Genomic DNA, 15,512 nt, shown 5'->3' with positions numbered 1-15,512 from the left:
TAGCAATCCCTGGCTATGCTGCATAAAATCACAACCAAAGATTGGTTTTTTAATTTCGGTCTTTAAATTGATTTGTATCAAAATTTCTCCATTTTGTCTCAAACCTCAACAATCCGGTTAAAAGACACCCTAAATATAAAAGCAATTTTCTCTAAGTTTGAACAGGTATCTAAACAGACTTGAAAAAACTCAGCCTACTCATATCGTTACTTCTTTTTGCGGAACTGCTGTTTGGTCAGCCTTACTATTTCCGAAGGTACCAGGTGGAAGACGGATTGTCTAACAATGCAGTACTCTGCAGCTTACAGGATAAAGACGGCTTCATGTGGTTTGGAACAAAAGACGGCCTTAGCCGTTTCGACGGTTACTCTTTTAAAAACTACAGAAACGATACCGATGACAGCAGAAGTCTTGGCGGAAGCTTTATCCATTGCCTGGCAGAAGACAGGCAGGGGCTGCTTTGGGTCGGTACCGAACAGGGATTATATAGCTACAACAAATCCACTGAAAACTTTACACAGCTCAGAAACAGCAAACACAAAGAGATCAGGACCGTTCTCTTTGACAAGAACCAAAATATCTGGTTCATTTCCGGTCTGACACTTTGCAGGTTTGACAATAAGCTTAAGACGATCAAAGAATATACGGTCTCTGAATACTTTTACGCAACCGCTTTGTGTCAAACCGCCAACGGCAAATTGTGGGTTGCAACAACGGACGGGGAACTTGCCGAATATCATCACGACCGTGATAACTTTTCCAGGTACTCCGTTTTTGAGAAATCACCCCCAAGTACATCCAGAGGAATAGAACGAATTCACGATGCCGGCAACAACCACATTTTGGTTGGCACCTCAAATCAGGGTGTCAAGTATTTTAACCTCAGCACGCATCAGTACAAAGACATTTTATCCCGTACAGATGATAAAACAGAAATTTATGCCAGAACATTTTTAAAGCAATCTGAAAACACGTTCTGGGTTGGTACCGAAACCGGGATTTACATTCTTAACCTGGAAACCGGCCGGTATACCAATCTCAAAAAACAATACAACGACCCCTACTCACTTTCAGATAATGCCATCTATTTTTTATCAAAGGATCATGAAGGCGGGGTTTGGATCTGTACCTATTTCGGGGGAATAAACTATTACCCGAAGCAATATTCTGTTTTCGAAAAGTTCTACCACAAGATTGGAGAGAATTCTATCAGCGGTAACGCGGTCAGAGAAATTACCCCCGACACTAAAAACAACCTGTGGATTGGCACAGAAGATGCCGGACTCAACAAGCTGGATCCCGCAAGCGGCAAAGTGGATAACTATAGGCCGGACGGCACCAAAACCGGGATATCACATACCAATTTACACGGCCTTTTCGCTGATGGCAATGAACTCTGGATCGGTACCTTTGAACATGGCCTGGATGTGATGGACCTGAACACCAGAAAAGTGATCCGCCATTATTCTATCGGTACAGGGCCGAAACAACTGAAGAGCAATTTTGTCTATTGCATCTATAAAACCAGGGCCGGTCAGATCTTAATAGCCACCACAAGGGGGCTATATTCATATAACCGAAAAGCGGACAATTTCGATGTCATCTCCCAGGCCCCTGACCATATTTTTTATACCGGATTGATAGAAGACAGCGAAGGAACCATCTGGCTGGCCACCATTAGGGACGGGCTATATTATTACAACCCGGAGAAGCAAACACAAGGCTATTATAAAAATGATCCTAAAAATAAAAGAAGTCTGATTGACAACCGGGTGAACAGAATATTTGAAGACAGTGAAAAGAACATATGGGTGGCAACTGAGGCAGGCTTATGCAAGTTCAATAAACGTACCCATGACTTTGACCGCTACACGATCAAGGATGGCTTTCCGAGCAATGTAATCTACGGGATGCTGGAAGACGCCGATGAAAACTTGTGGATCAGCACCTCGAAGGGGCTGCTGAGATTTAATCCGAAAACAGGCGCTTTAAAGAATTTTACCAAGTCAGACGGCCTGCTCAGTGACCAGTTCAACTACAGCTCCGCCTATAAAGACCCTTCCGGCAGAATGTATTTTGGCAGCGTAAAGGGCCTCATCCGTTTTGATCCCGCAGATTTCAAGCCAGATTCTTTTAAACCTCCTGTGTTTATTACAGGCATACAGGTCAACAATCAGGAACTGCTCATCGGCACCAAAAGCTCACCCCTGAAAAAGTCCATTTTGCTTACCGACAGGGTCCAGTTAAGGCACACACAATCGACATTTAGCATTGACTTTGCAGCACTCAGCTATACTTCTCCCATAATGACCGAATATGCATATAAGATGGATGGGATTGATAAAGACTGGACCTATCTGAAACAAAACAGAAAAGCCTATTTCACAGACCTTTCACCGGGAGAATACACATTCAGGGTAAAAGCATCAAATAGTTCAGGCATATGGAACACCAGGGAAACAACCCTGAATATCGTAATTCTGCCGCCATGGTGGGCCAGTAATCTTGCTTATTTATTGTATATTTTAGCTGCCGGCCTTCTTGTTTACGTCCTGGTCAAACGTGACCACAAGAGAATAGAGCGGCGAAATGCCCGCCGGATGGAGGTCTTTGAAAACGAAAAGGAAAAAGAAATCTATCATGCAAAAATAGAGTTCTTCACCAATATTGCTCATGAGATCAGAAGCCCGCTTACGCTGATCAAGGGACCAATGGAAAAAATGATCAGGCGTGCCACCGATATTCCGGATATGGAAAAGAACCTGAGGATCATGAATAAGAATACAGACCGCTTGCTGGAACTGACCAATCAGCTTCTGGATTTCAGAAAGACTGAAACCAGGGGCTTCTCCCTTAATTTTGTAAAGACCGACGTATCGGAGGCACTCAGGGACATTGCAAACCGTTTCCAGCCAATAGCAGAGCAAAAACAAATCAGCTACACGATTCAAATGCCTGAAGCACATCTGTTTGCTTATATCGATCTTGAAGCTTTCCATAAGATCATCAGCAACCTGATAGACAATGGACTGAAATATTGCGAATCGAGCATCAAAATTGAACTTGAGGAGACTAAAGCAGGGGACGATCAATTTACAATCAGGGCGATCAGCGATGGAAAACCCATACCACAGGAGATCAGTGAAAAGATTTTTGAACCTTTTTTCAGGGCCAGGGAAGCAGACATCAAGCCAGGAACCGGCATCGGTCTTTCTTTGTCAAGGGCCCTGGCAGAACTGCACAACGGATCATTAACCCTTCAGCAACCATCTGCCGATTTTAATATCTTTGTACTCAAGCTGCCAATCCACCAGCTTATTGAGTTTAACCTGAACACCAAATGGAAAAAAATCTGAATATTACCGTTCTTCTGGTAGATGACAACGAAGATATTATTGATTTTATAACCGATGATCTCAGTGATCAATACAATGTACGTTCTGCCGGAAACGGATTAAAAGCATTGGAAATCCTGAAAAGCGAACCCATACAAATGGTCATCAGCGACATCATGATGCCCGGGATGGACGGACTTGAGCTTTGTAAAATCATCAAGTCAAGCGTAGAACTCAGTCACATCCCGGTGATATTGCTTACCGCAAAAAACACCTTGCAATCAAAAATAGAGGGTCTGGAAACAGGGGCAGATGCTTACGTAGAAAAACCCTTTTCCCCGGAATTTTTGCAGGTCCAGATATCCAGCCTGCTCAAAAACAGGGACAAGGTCAAAGCTTATTTTGCAAACTCCCCTTTGCTCCACATCAAAACCATGGCCTATTCCAGGGCAGATGAACAGTTCCTTGAAAAACTCCAGCAGATCATCAATAACAGCCTGAATGATCCCGATCTGGATGTAGAACACCTGGCAGATCAAATGAACATGAGCCGACCCACATTCTATCGTAAGATCAAGGCCATTTCAGACTTAAGCCCAAATGAACTCATCAACCTGACGCGCCTAAAAAAAGCCGCTGAATTGCTGAATGAAGGCACTTTGAAGATATACGAGATCGCTGAAATGGTAGGTTACAGCTCACAAACGCAATTTGGCAGAAACTTCTCCCGGCAGTTCGGAATGTCGCCTACTGATTACCTCAATAACCAGCAGGCTGAGAAAAAGAACAGGCCTATTTAATATAAAAAGTCTGGCTAAATGCCCCGTTCGCAGCAACATCCCATGCGGCTACCCTCACCCAGGTCCTTCCCGCCAGTTTGGTCTTAAACTGAAATACCTGATCACCATAAGCTTTGGTTTTGGTCAGATCAATTTTATCCCTGTATATGCGCGTGCCGTCCCCCGAAACTACTTCTATAAAATTCATAGGGAATGTCCAGAGGAGTTTCAAAGAAACATTAGCTGTACCATCGGCATTTAAACCAAGCGTCTCACCCGAGATTTTACCATTTATCTTCAATTCCGGCATCAGGACCTCACCTGTCGAGCCGAAGAATTTTCCATACTGCATCGCGTCGAGAACCGGTTGCCAGCTTTCCGAAAATTTCGGTGCTTTATCCAGCATCAGGTAGTTGACATTCAAATGGGCATACATCTCATTTTGCGGAGTAATGGTAAATAAGTCGGCTTCCGTGATCACGGTCTTTTTCACGCCCCAGTTGTTCATGTCATCCAGCAAGCCTAGCACACGGTTATTGCCCAGGTACGGTTGAGAAAGATCAGCCGGCATGGCCTTCCAGGCAGCACCCATAAAGCGGTCTGACAGGAAGAAATCCTCATGCGCATAGACATCAGGTGCATTTACCGAACCCTTTGTTCTGGCATGCGCCGTCCAGGCCAGGCCCTTTTCCAGCTCCAGCAATTTGAGCATATCTTTCTTGTCACCTATGTGGTAGACCTTACCAAAACCCGGCCTGTCCTCCACAAAAGGCACATCCTGCTTTCTCGACATGATCCAGTAAACCGGTTTCGGGAAAAGCTGCAGCCAGTGGCCTCCAAAAAATTCATTAGGCTCTTCGCCGGGAAGCAGTAAAAAATCTTTATCAGACAAACGCTCGCACATTTCAAACAATGCTTTCAGTTCTTTCAAACGCTGATCATCTGGTCCTTTAGGATGGGCGGTATAATGGAATTCAGCCAGGTGGACGATATCGATTCCTGTCTTTTTAAATACATCAACAAATTCCGGGTGCTCCGGAACCGGTTTTCCCGCCAGTACCACGCTCATGATAAACTCATTATGAAAATGACTGGACATGGTTTTAAATCCAGGCAGCTTGACGTAGCTGTCGTTGTGGGTGAATTTTTTAACCGCAGTAAAAGCATCCGCGGCCTCCCCATCGCTGATCAGGCAGAAGAAGTTCATCCTTTGTTTAGTTCCCGGCGGGGCATTAAACCAGGGCACGAAGCGGTTGTCACCTTTCAGGTCCTGGCGGATGCCCATGCCATAACCATCAGTCATCTTGCGGTAGTTGTTGCCATACCAGGTAAATTTCAGATTAAACGCTTCATCCAGCGGATAAAAATATTGGTGCGGAGCAGGAAACAGTGCCAGTGTACCGGCAGCACCTTTAGCCGCTATTACGCGGTGTTTTACAGCGATATTTCTTGCCGTATCCGCAGGTCTTATTTCATCTATCAAGATTTCATCATCTGCATTGATCCACATGATGTTTTTCCAGCCTGATTTTCTATCTACCAAACCGGCATCATAAACCAATGCGGTTGCATCAACATCAGTGGACATTACCGCGGCGACATTAAAGAGCGGGCTGCCGTTGTAAAAAGTAATTTCCAGGGCACCGTCAAAACGGTCTGCGTGCAAACTGCCAATGGTCACAACCGTATGGCTGCCGACACTTTTTACCGAAGCCGATGACTTTTTCAGTACAGCAGGATAGCTCTTATAAGGTTTCGAAGGTACCTTATCAAAAAAAATGTTCCAGCCGTTTTGCGAAAGGAGGTCTCTTTTTCCTATACTCAGTACAAAGGCTGGATCTATATCGGTAGAAATGACCTTTTGTACTGTACCTTTATTCAATGAGATGACCTTAAATAAGGGTTTTGAGCCATTAAGGTCAAAAACGATTTTACCGGTATTCCCGCTACCTGCCGGCCATTTTATTTCAAGAATGCCAGCTTTCTGACTCACAGCTGCTTCATTTTTTGGATTGAATTTTTTTAGATCGACCCTGACCTGGGCCATGGCAATGACCGTACAAAACAAGCCGAATATTGATAGAAGTAATGATCTCATAATTATGAAGTTAAAGAATTTTTTGATAATTTATTTTACTACCGGAAATGCTACAATACGTACTTTAGTAAAACCAAAGGGTACCAGTGTAAATGTTTCCGTGCCAGCTTCGACCTCACCCTTGTATATTCGGGTACGGTCTGTAACCGGTTGCCTCGCAACACCATCTACAACCTTCCAGGCAGGAATCTTCTTTCCGCTGGCAGTGATTTCTATAGGAGCGTTTTGCAGATTCCATACAAACTTAGTCTGCAGAGGCTTCATCTTCACCTGAAGATTTTGTGCCGGGTCCTTTACGATCTTTTCAAGAAGGCCATAGTTCCAGTCCGATTTAGGAAAAACACTAAAATAGTCCCCTTCTTCTTTTTCGTTCCCTTTCTCCCAGCGCTCTTCCAGTTTCAATGCATAAACCAGGGGGCCGCGTTCTATGGTTCTGGAATTGCGGCCCCAGTTTGAAGTCGTCAATTGCATAGGTAGTTTCAGCGTCACTTTATCTTTGTTCTTCCAGTTTTGTGAAAGCGAAACAATTGTCCCGCCTTTTGCAGTCTGTACCTCTACCCCATTTATTGATATGCGGGCCTCCCTGCACCATACCGGAATTCTCAGTTCCAGAGGAAAATCAACTGCTTTTTTGGTGCTGAATTCAAAATTGATCTCATCTTCAAAAGGATAATTGGTATTTTCATTTATGGTGATCTCCTGTTCCCCAATTTTTGTTTTCAGGACGTTTGGCGCGTATACGAGTGCCGCCAACCCATTATTCTCAGTTTTAAACCAAAGACTTTGTGTATATTTCGTCCAGCCCTGGTGCATATTGGCCAGGCAGCAGGTGTATCCGCTGCGCATGCCCAGAACATTGTTCATCTGCCTGTCAAACGGGAGCGAAAAATCAAATACACCCCTGCTGATCTGGACCTGATTGGCAATCTGGAAATACTGCTTATTATTAAAGTCATCAGTCGTTTGCGGAGGCAGCGCATTAAAGGTCATTCGCTCCAGCGCATCCATATATTCGGTATCTCCGGTGATCTGGATGATCTTTTCCAGCGAATACATAGCCTCAACTGTAGCGCAAAGTTCTACTCCCTGTGTTGGCAAATTGCCATGCAGGTCTTCATCAGCAGAAAAAACACCCATTGGTAAACCGTGCAGCATCATCAAGTCCCTGAACCCCGTTTTCAAGCCTTTCAGATAGGAAACATCACCTGTACGCTGATAATCAATAGCAGGTGTTTTTAAGGCCATACCCACATTTACGCCATGTCTGTTCATCCAGTGGGCATCATTTTGCTGTGTCGCCGCCCCTATCACCCAGTTGCGGTTGCTCAGAAGCTCACTCCAGGGAAAACATTGTTTTTGGATCAGCTCTGCCAGATCCAGTAACGACCTATCTCCATTTAGCGTATATAACCATTGGGCCATCATGGCGTTGTCATGTCCTCTGGATGTTGCCCACTCCGTCCATTTCCCTATACCGGCCTTCTGAAGAGCGGCTTTTTGGTAGTCGAAATATCTTTCCATAAAACTGATCACCCTTTTATCGCCGGAGGCAGAATAATACTGCTGCATTACTTTTAGCATGACCATTTTTGGCCACCAGTCATCCCCATTTTCAGGATGCTGAACATCAACCTGCTTACCTTCACGTTCAGCATTGGTAATCGCTCCAAAATATCCCGATGGCCGCTGATGGTCCAATACCCAATTGATATACTTCAGTACCTTTTGTTTGAGTACAGCATTGTCCAGCTGCCAGGCCAGTGGTACCGCGCCATCCAGCCAGTAAGGTGTTTCTTCCCATGAATCACCCTTGCCGCCCAGCCAGCCATTGTCGTTCTTTACTTTTGGATATACTTCATCCAGGTGACCTGTTGTACCGGCCAGCATAGTCTGAAGCTGGTCCCTGAGCCATCCTTTTGGCTGTATGGCACCCAGCGCAACTTCAGTATATTTTGGCTTAACGAAAGTGTGATCCTGCACTGGTTTCTTATTGTCTCCTGGCTTAAAAGCCAGTAAGCCAAAAGCTACAATGGTAAATACAGTTTTACGGTTCATGTGTGTGGTTACAATTTGGTTATAGAAAGCCAAAGTAAGAAAACGCCGGGGCATTAACCCCTGCATTCTGTCTCAAAATTTCGCTTTCTGGTATCAGGCGATCTTGCATTTTTGTCTGGAAAAGTGTTGTAATTATTTAATTTAGCCTTCATCGCAGTTTTATTTTTTGGTAAAATCCAGGACAGGTCAATTGCCCGTCATTAGTAGACCTTCCGCGATTGGGCTGGAACAATTGGCTTGTTATTTGCGATAAGTTAAATTAAAAAAGCGATATGATACAGTTGATTATAAAAGTATTACTGATGGGCCTGGCGGTTTTCCTGGGCGCAAGGATTGTTCCCGGAGTACAGGTAGATGGTTATACCACTGCAGTAATCGCTGCCTTATTAATCGCCCTCGCAAATGCCACTGTAGGCTTTATTCTGCGCGTCCTTACTTTCCCAATTAACTTTTTAACCCTTGGACTGGTTTCATTCATCATTACTGTTTTGATGATCCTGCTGGTGGACAACCTGATGAAAGGGTTTAATACCAGCGGCTTTTTTGCTTCGGCATTGCTTGCTATAGTTATAGCCCTGATCAATGCGCTGTATAGCGTGATCGCAGGATCTGATAAAGATTAAATCTTTCCGTAAGTAATAAATTAATACACTCCATGGGTTTTCAAATATGAACGTTTCAACAAAGAGAATTGTAATTGTAGGCGGGGGTTTTGCCGGGCTTAACCTAGCCAAGAGAATGGCAAACCACGATCAGTATCAGGTAATAATGGTCGACAGAAATAATTACCACTTCTTCCCGCCACTGCTTTATCAGGTTTCAACGGCTTTTATTGAAGCCTCAAATATCAGCTACCCTTTTCGCAGGATGTTCCAGGGTAAAAGCAACCTTAGCTTTTACATGGGTACTTTAATAAAGATCAATCCTGAGTCCAACAGCATAGAAACAGACAATGGAACCCTGACTTACGACTATCTCGTCCTCGCCATGGGTACCGAAACGAACTATTTCGGCCTGGACAATGTAAAACAAAAAGCGCTGCCGATGAAGACGATTGACGATGCCCTTCACCTGCGGAACCATGTACTGCTCAGGCTCGAAGAAGCTGTCCGCTCTACTGACGTCAGAGAAAAAGAAAGACTCGGAAATGTAGTGATAGCCGGCGGAGGGCCAACAGGAGTTGAAATTGCCGGTATGCTTGCCGAAATGGGCAAAAACATTGTCAAAAAAGATTACCCTACAGTCAGAAGTGGTACCGGCAGAATTCATTTAGTAGATGCAGGAGATACCCTTTTAGGGCCTATGAGCCAAAAATCACAGGAAGAAGCCTATAAAGTATTAAAAGGACTGGGGGTGAATATCCACCTCAATACTATAGTAAAAGATTACCTCAACGACCAGGTAATGTTAAGCACCGGGGAACATATCAATAGCGCCACCTTAATCTGGGCCACAGGAGTAATAGCGAGAGAGGCCCCCGGTCTGCCTGCTGATGTAATCACAAGAGGGCGAAGGATTCTGGCAGATGAATACAACAAAGTAAAAGGAACTGAAAATATCTTTGTCATTGGAGACCAGTGCCTTCAGCATACTGACGCAAAATTCCCGGATGGCCACCCTCAATTGGCACAGGTAGCCATACAGCAGGGCAAATTGCTTGCTGACAACCTGCTAAACATCGCAGCAGGCAGAGCTATGAAAGCGTTTAAATACAATGATAAAGGCAGCATGGCGATCATTGCCAAGTATAAAGCAGTTGTTGACCTTCCAAAAGGCTTTTTCAAAGGCTTCTTCGCCTGGATCGTATGGCTGTTTATTCACATCATACCGATCGCAGGGTTCCGAAATAAAGGAAAACTGGCTTTTAACTGGTTCTGGAGTTTTATAACCAATGACCCTACACTAAGGTTGATCATACGGCCTGAAAAACCGAAGTAATCGTCAAATACCCCGGAGTGATTATTTTGGCATTAAGATATATATTAACGTCCGAAAAATAGAGAAACCTGCGAGTATAGGGGTTCCAATAATGGAAGAGGAGTTGCTAACCGAAATTTAAAGCGCCCGGGCTTCTTTACCAAACTTTTTCAGTGTGATGACATGGGACCGCAATGCCGAGAGGAAAGTTTTGCTTTCGATATAAGGCAGGTTAAATTCAATGGCTGTTTTTTTCACGATCTTAGAAATGTCTCCATAGTGAATGTGACAAACCTTTGGAAAAAGATGATGTTCAATCTGCCTGTTAAGGCCACCTAAGAAAAACGCAGCAATTTTATTATGAGTGGCAAAGTTAGCTGTGGTGCGCATTTGGTGTTCCGCCCAGGCCTCTTCCATATTTCCCTGCTCGTTTGGCAGCGGAAATACTGTTCCTTCGACAACATGGGCAAGCTGAAACACCAGACCCATGGTTAGTCCCTCAGCAATATGCAGTGTAAGAAAGCCGATCAGGAATTGCCACCAGGAAATATCCAGAACGACCAATGGCAAAACTATAAATAGAAAATAGTACAGTGCCTTATAAAAGAACAGATTAAAATATTCCAGTTTAGGATGCAATGTGGTATGTTCACCGATTTTCTGCTGGAAGAATTTTTTATAATCTTTAGTGAACACCCATGACAATGAGGCAAGGCTGTATAAGGGAAATGCGTACCAGTGCTGATACCTTTGTATACGGTTTATCTCTTCTTCATCAGAAATCCTGATTAATCCGGGTGCTACTTCGATGTCCTCATCATGACCCGGGATATTGGTATAAGTATGGTGCACAATGTTATGTGTAATGCTCCAAACGTATGGATTTGCGCCGACTAAATTAAAAACAAGGCCAAAGAATTTGTTTACGCTTTTATTGCCTGAAAACGAACCATGGATGGCATCGTGACAGATATTAAATCCGACAAAAGCACTAAACATGCCCAATAACGCTGCCATAATTAACATCAATAACGGAGACAATATACCTGAAATGATCAGCAGGTATAATCCAGTAAATCCAGTGAGAAAAAAAATGGTTTTGGCCCACATATGACCATCAGCATTACGGCTAAGCTGGTTAAGCTGAAAGAATTCGTCTACCCTGCTTCTGGTTGTAGCGTAAAACGGAGAGCCTGAAGATGTTGAGAATTTAAGTTTTTGAGACATGAAGCTATTGTTTGATCAACTTCATGCTAACAAACAAATGTGCCAATTCGGGTGCTGAATTAAAGTGGATTAGTATTCAAAAAGCACATAAGACTTTCTGTAAGTGTATTACAAATGTAACGAAATTTTGGTAAATTATTATTGGTCAGTGCATTTTAATTCATTCCTAACTGATCTGAATGTTAAAAATTGTCATTTACCTAAGAATAAAAAACACTTGGTACCATCACTGACCGGTTTTCAGCAAAGTAACTACACCATCCATGGTGGCCACCAGAATTGAATCTTCCGTCAGCACGTTGACCGTATTGACCATCGAATTATCAACCTTATGCGCCCACAACGGTTTGGGAACTGCCGGGTCGAAGGAATAAATCACACCATTCTTAGTTCCGAACGTCACTCTTCCGTATTTAGCGATCAGCATAGATGGCACATGTTCATAACCAAAACCAAGGTTCAGCCGCCACAACACTCCCGGATCTGCAGACTGGGCCTTGTAAGCCACTATGTCATTATTCATTGTCTTTCCGAAAATCAAAGATCCGTCTTCCGACATGCCAATCGACTCCCGTACACCGCCCTCTTTGTTTCTCCATAGCGTCGCCCCGCTGGAAGCATCGATTGCGGTAAGAAAACGGTCCGGAGCGGCAATATAGACAATTCCATTATGCGCTGCCGGCGTACACATAGCCGGTGAAAACATGCGGTTGCCGTTTCCATTGTTCCACTTCCATACCAATTTTCCGGTACGCTGATTTACAGCATACAGATGCCTTCCCCATGAACCAAAAATCACTTTACCTTCATAAATCAGGGGCATCCCCACTATAGCACCCTCCACCTCATCAAATGACCACACCTGCTCACCCGTTTTCACATTTATCGCCCTGAAACTACCGTCACTGCCGCCTATATACATTGTATCTTTTTCGATCACCGGGGATCCCAGCACCGCAGCTCCGGTCTTATATTTCCAAAGTTTCTTTCCGCTGCTCAACTTTAAAGCATAGATATTTCCGTCACCTGAACCAAACATTACCCGGTCCCCGGTGATTGCAGGAGAGGAATAAATGGCTCCCTTAGTTTTAAATTTCCATTTTTTTTCACCGTTATGGAGTGCAAGCGCCTCAATTTCTCCTATGCTGTTTCCAAATACAACCAGGTTTGCACCTGATGCGGGAGTAAGCACAACATTTGCAGCTGCGTGATACTTCCACACCTCCTTCACCGCCGGATAAGTATTATTAATACTATAGGAAGGCCTTTCTATTTTTGCGGTCGATGAAGACTCATACTTTCCAAGCGTAATCTTTCTCCAGGCAGGCTCTACCGGTACCCCGGGTTTCTTTATGGCGAAAAATACAGAATCTCTCCGCATTGTTACCACATTATAACCCCCTATGCTGTCCTTTGCCCGCAGGTTAGATCTCCCCATTGTGCCGGCTACACCTTCGAAATCCAGCGCCTGGTTGGAATGCCCGTGACCGCAGATGATATATTTGATGTTGTGCTGTTTGACTCTGTCAATCGCTTCATACCAATTGTCCAGGCCATTGTCAACCGGGTAATGGTTAATGAACACGACAGGCATAGCTGCCGGAGTTTTTTTTAGTACTTTGTCCAGCCAAACTACCGCATCACGCGGAATGTGCCCGTCAGACATCCTCACATAAGGACCTGACGCACAAGCTATAAAACGATAACCCTTATGATCGAAAGTAAATTTATCGTATCCAAATTCCTTAATAAAATCCACACCGCCGGATTCTGACCAGCCGGTGTCGTGATTACCGGGAACCACGTACCAGGGCTTTTTCAAAGCAGACAGTATTTCCTTGGCAATCGCGATCTCTGTTTTAGTACCCATTTCAGTAATATCACCTGTCAGCAAAACAAAATCGAGATCCTCCTGTTGGTTAATATCATTGACAGTTCTCCGGAGATCTGCCTCACCGGTCGACGCCCCAACATGTGTATCTGACACAAAAGCGTATTTAAAAGGCTGAGCGCTAACCTTAGAAAAAAAAGCAATGAATAGACAAAAAGTAATAAGACATTTCATATAAGACCGGTACAAATGTGGCATACAAATTTACATTTTATTCCCGTTCATTTTATGCATTGTTAACCCTCATCTTCGCCAAAGCAACTTTTTTATATATTTTAGTTTTAATGTACTCCCAGGAACCCAAAAAAGCGACCAAACCAAAAAAAATCAAACTTTTCAGAGATCTCCTCTCCCTGCTCCCTGATTTAAAAATTGCCAATAGACAAACCACCGAATTGACATTTATCAGGTCTTTTTATTTAATATTTGGATTTGAAAATACTGTAATTGATCAAAACGGATTTATCTATAACGTGTCCGGAAAGGAGGAACTGATGTCACTTTTTATGACCGCCGGCAACATCCAGCCTAAAGATAAAAACCTCATCGAATTGTCCAGGGGCCTTTACCCAGGCGCCCATAGCCATGCAGAGGACCTGGATATCTATACCAGGATATTTGGTAAACTAAAAGAGTTAGGCTTTGATTTTAAATATGCCTTTCATTCTGCATCCGAAAAAGTAAGGAGCGGAATTGACCTGGAACGGGTTGATCGCCTGATTGACACTTTAAAGAAATTTTTAGCAGAGAATCCATCAAACAGCGACTTCATCGATGAGCACATCTTACTTAACAACCTTAACCTTCCTAAAATTCAGGAACAATTAAGAGAACAGATACTGCATAGGAAAGTTGGCGACCTGGCCCCGGACAAAGTTCTGGTAGCCTATTACAAAGTTTATCAAAAACTGCCGGACACCTAAATAGCTTCCTTTATTTTGGTTTTCATCATAATCAGGACAGCACTTTCCACAGTATAATTCAGTTTGTGCACAAATAAGTCTGCATCTTCAATACCCTGGGCGAGAAATAAGACAAGATCTTTAAAGTAAACCACTCCTATGCATTTTCCGGACTCAAACACCGGGAGTTCAAATTCTTTAGTAGTTATCATCACTTCAAGCGCCGACATCACCATTTGTTCGGAATCAATCTTGACTTCAGCCTTCTTAAAGTGATTAAATGTTTTCTTTGCGTTAATTACAGACTTTATCATCAGTATTACAAGGGTTTATATATGAAAGTTGTAGAAATAACTTTTATTAACAAACAACAGGCCAGAGATAAAAAAAAGTTCTGAGATTCAATTCATATATAAATTACTTAGCTTTTATTCCATAATATACCATCAGCTGCTTCGCAGATTTTGCCATTTCCTTGTCAGTCAGCGGACGATCATAGATTAAAAACCTGGCCATTTCACCAACAAATGATTCCCTGCCCGGATGTTCAATAGCATCCCTTTCCTGCCCTACCGCCATTCGTGAAGAGTTTGCTTTCGTATTTACCGGAAACGGACTGGTGGCTATTGGGGTTGCCCCGTCATTAAGATACAAAGAAAGTGTAACCGTATCCGTCCCTTTATCCATTCTGCCCATGATCAGGTAGTACTGGTCCTGTTTAAGTATTTCCTTAGAACTTACATACGGGTTATTCTTGTCCCATCTACCAAAAGTGACCGCATTTCTGCTGCTCATCCAAAAACTATTGTCATCTGCAAACCCGCCCCAAAAACCCTCATTATTAGGCCCGTTACGGAGGTTCCCGAAAAAGCAGTTCACATCTTTCAGTTCACCGGGCTGCTTACCGGGCTTTAAAACGCAAAACCAGGTATAGCCACCGCCTGTAATCAGGTGATCAAATGCGTCCTCATCCATATTCAGCAATTCCTGCTGTTTAAAAGCAAGTGTATTATGACCTTTCAATCCGGCAACATTCTTTACCAGGCGGGGCCTTCCCGATCCGGCTACCTTACGCCCCTCATCACGCCGGGAAAAGTCTTTAGCAGCAAATGAAGCTACCTGGTTCTGCCATTTTTCAACGAGGTCACCTTCGCTGGTAACTACGCCTTTATCCGCATTAAGGTCTACTATCAGATTATTTTGAACTATTTTCTGTGCATACACGCTTCCAATCGACAGGAAAGCCACAATCAGGAACATTTTTTTCATAAGAAGTTGTTTTATAAACTAATATATGCTAAAAAAAAT

11 protein-coding genes are annotated in these 15,512 nt (G+C 43.5%); 5 read left to right on the top strand and 6 right to left on the bottom strand.

The window, feature by feature from the left end; translation table 11 throughout:
• The first annotated feature begins 179 nt into the window (after positions 1–179).
• Together QEP08_RS02970 and QEP08_RS02965 are read left to right on the top strand one after the other, a co-directional pair.
• Positions 180–3,356: a ligand-binding sensor domain-containing protein gene (locus QEP08_RS02970; protein WP_285055555.1), complete on the top strand. Its 3,177-nt coding sequence runs from the start codon at positions 180–182 to the stop codon at positions 3,354–3,356.
• Positions 3,341–4,135, top strand: coding sequence for a response regulator transcription factor (locus QEP08_RS02965; RefSeq protein WP_285055553.1), 795 nt, complete (start codon positions 3,341–3,343; stop codon positions 4,133–4,135). Before QEP08_RS02970 ends, QEP08_RS02965 begins: the two co-directional genes overlap by 16 nt.
• On the opposite strand, the gene QEP08_RS02960 is transcribed toward QEP08_RS02965, so the two are convergent.
• The gene (locus tag QEP08_RS02960) at positions 4,128–6,212 is read right to left on the bottom strand and encodes a CehA/McbA family metallohydrolase domain-containing protein (RefSeq protein WP_285055550.1); all 2,085 of its coding nucleotides are present in this window, start codon (positions 6,210–6,212) and stop codon (positions 4,128–4,130) included. The two genes, QEP08_RS02965 and QEP08_RS02960, sit on opposite strands and share 8 nt — an antisense overlap.
• A gap of 30 nt (positions 6,213–6,242) precedes the next feature.
• Complete coding sequence (locus QEP08_RS02955) at positions 6,243–8,267, bottom strand: beta-L-arabinofuranosidase domain-containing protein (protein ID WP_285055548.1); 2,025 nt, start codon at positions 8,265–8,267, stop codon at positions 6,243–6,245.
• Between the two features lie 275 nt (positions 8,268–8,542).
• On the opposite strand from QEP08_RS02955, the gene QEP08_RS02950 reads away from it, so the two are divergent.
• Together QEP08_RS02950 and QEP08_RS02945 are read left to right on the top strand one after the other, a co-directional pair.
• Positions 8,543–8,890 carry a phage holin family protein gene (locus QEP08_RS02950; RefSeq protein WP_285056902.1) on the top strand — a complete coding sequence of 116 codons (348 nt, stop codon included), beginning with the start codon at positions 8,543–8,545 and terminating at the stop codon, positions 8,888–8,890.
• A gap of 46 nt (positions 8,891–8,936) precedes the next feature.
• Positions 8,937–10,205 carry an NAD(P)/FAD-dependent oxidoreductase gene (locus tag QEP08_RS02945; RefSeq protein WP_285055545.1) on the top strand — a complete coding sequence of 423 codons (1,269 nt, stop codon included), beginning with the start codon at positions 8,937–8,939 and terminating at the stop codon, positions 10,203–10,205.
• 117 nt (positions 10,206–10,322) lie between these two features.
• Here QEP08_RS02945 and QEP08_RS02940 read toward each other — a convergent pair whose 3' ends face one another.
• Positions 10,323–11,411 carry a fatty acid desaturase family protein gene (locus QEP08_RS02940; RefSeq protein WP_285055543.1) on the bottom strand — a complete coding sequence of 363 codons (1,089 nt, stop codon included), beginning with the start codon at positions 11,409–11,411 and terminating at the stop codon, positions 10,323–10,325.
• Between the two features lie 226 nt (positions 11,412–11,637).
• A complete protein-coding gene (locus QEP08_RS02935) occupies positions 11,638–13,398 on the bottom strand; it encodes an outer membrane protein assembly factor BamB family protein (protein WP_349019019.1) in 1,761 nt (586 codons plus the stop codon).
• Between the two features lie 188 nt (positions 13,399–13,586).
• Between QEP08_RS02935 and QEP08_RS02930 the strand changes: the two genes are divergently transcribed.
• On the top strand, positions 13,587–14,225 hold the full coding sequence (locus tag QEP08_RS02930; protein WP_285055539.1) for a hypothetical protein: 639 nt from the start codon (positions 13,587–13,589) through the stop codon (positions 14,223–14,225).
• Here QEP08_RS02930 and QEP08_RS02925 read toward each other — a convergent pair.
• Together QEP08_RS02925 and QEP08_RS02920 are read right to left on the bottom strand one after the other, a co-directional pair.
• Positions 14,222–14,518 carry a CBS domain-containing protein gene (locus QEP08_RS02925; protein ID WP_285055537.1) on the bottom strand — a complete coding sequence of 99 codons (297 nt, stop codon included), beginning with the start codon at positions 14,516–14,518 and terminating at the stop codon, positions 14,222–14,224. The two genes, QEP08_RS02930 and QEP08_RS02925, sit on opposite strands and share 4 nt — an antisense overlap.
• 103 nt (positions 14,519–14,621) lie before the next feature.
• A complete protein-coding gene (locus QEP08_RS02920; protein WP_285055534.1) occupies positions 14,622–15,473 on the bottom strand; it encodes a LamG-like jellyroll fold domain-containing protein in 852 nt (283 codons plus the stop codon).
• Positions 15,474–15,512: the final 39 nt, after the last annotated feature.

This window comes from Pedobacter ginsengisoli (assembly GCF_030244015.1).
In the GTDB taxonomy this organism is placed as follows: domain Bacteria; phylum Bacteroidota; class Bacteroidia; order Sphingobacteriales; family Sphingobacteriaceae; genus Pedobacter; species Pedobacter ginsengisoli.
The sequence above is the reverse complement of the archived record's forward strand: the minus strand, read 5'-3'. Positions and strand labels throughout refer to the sequence as shown.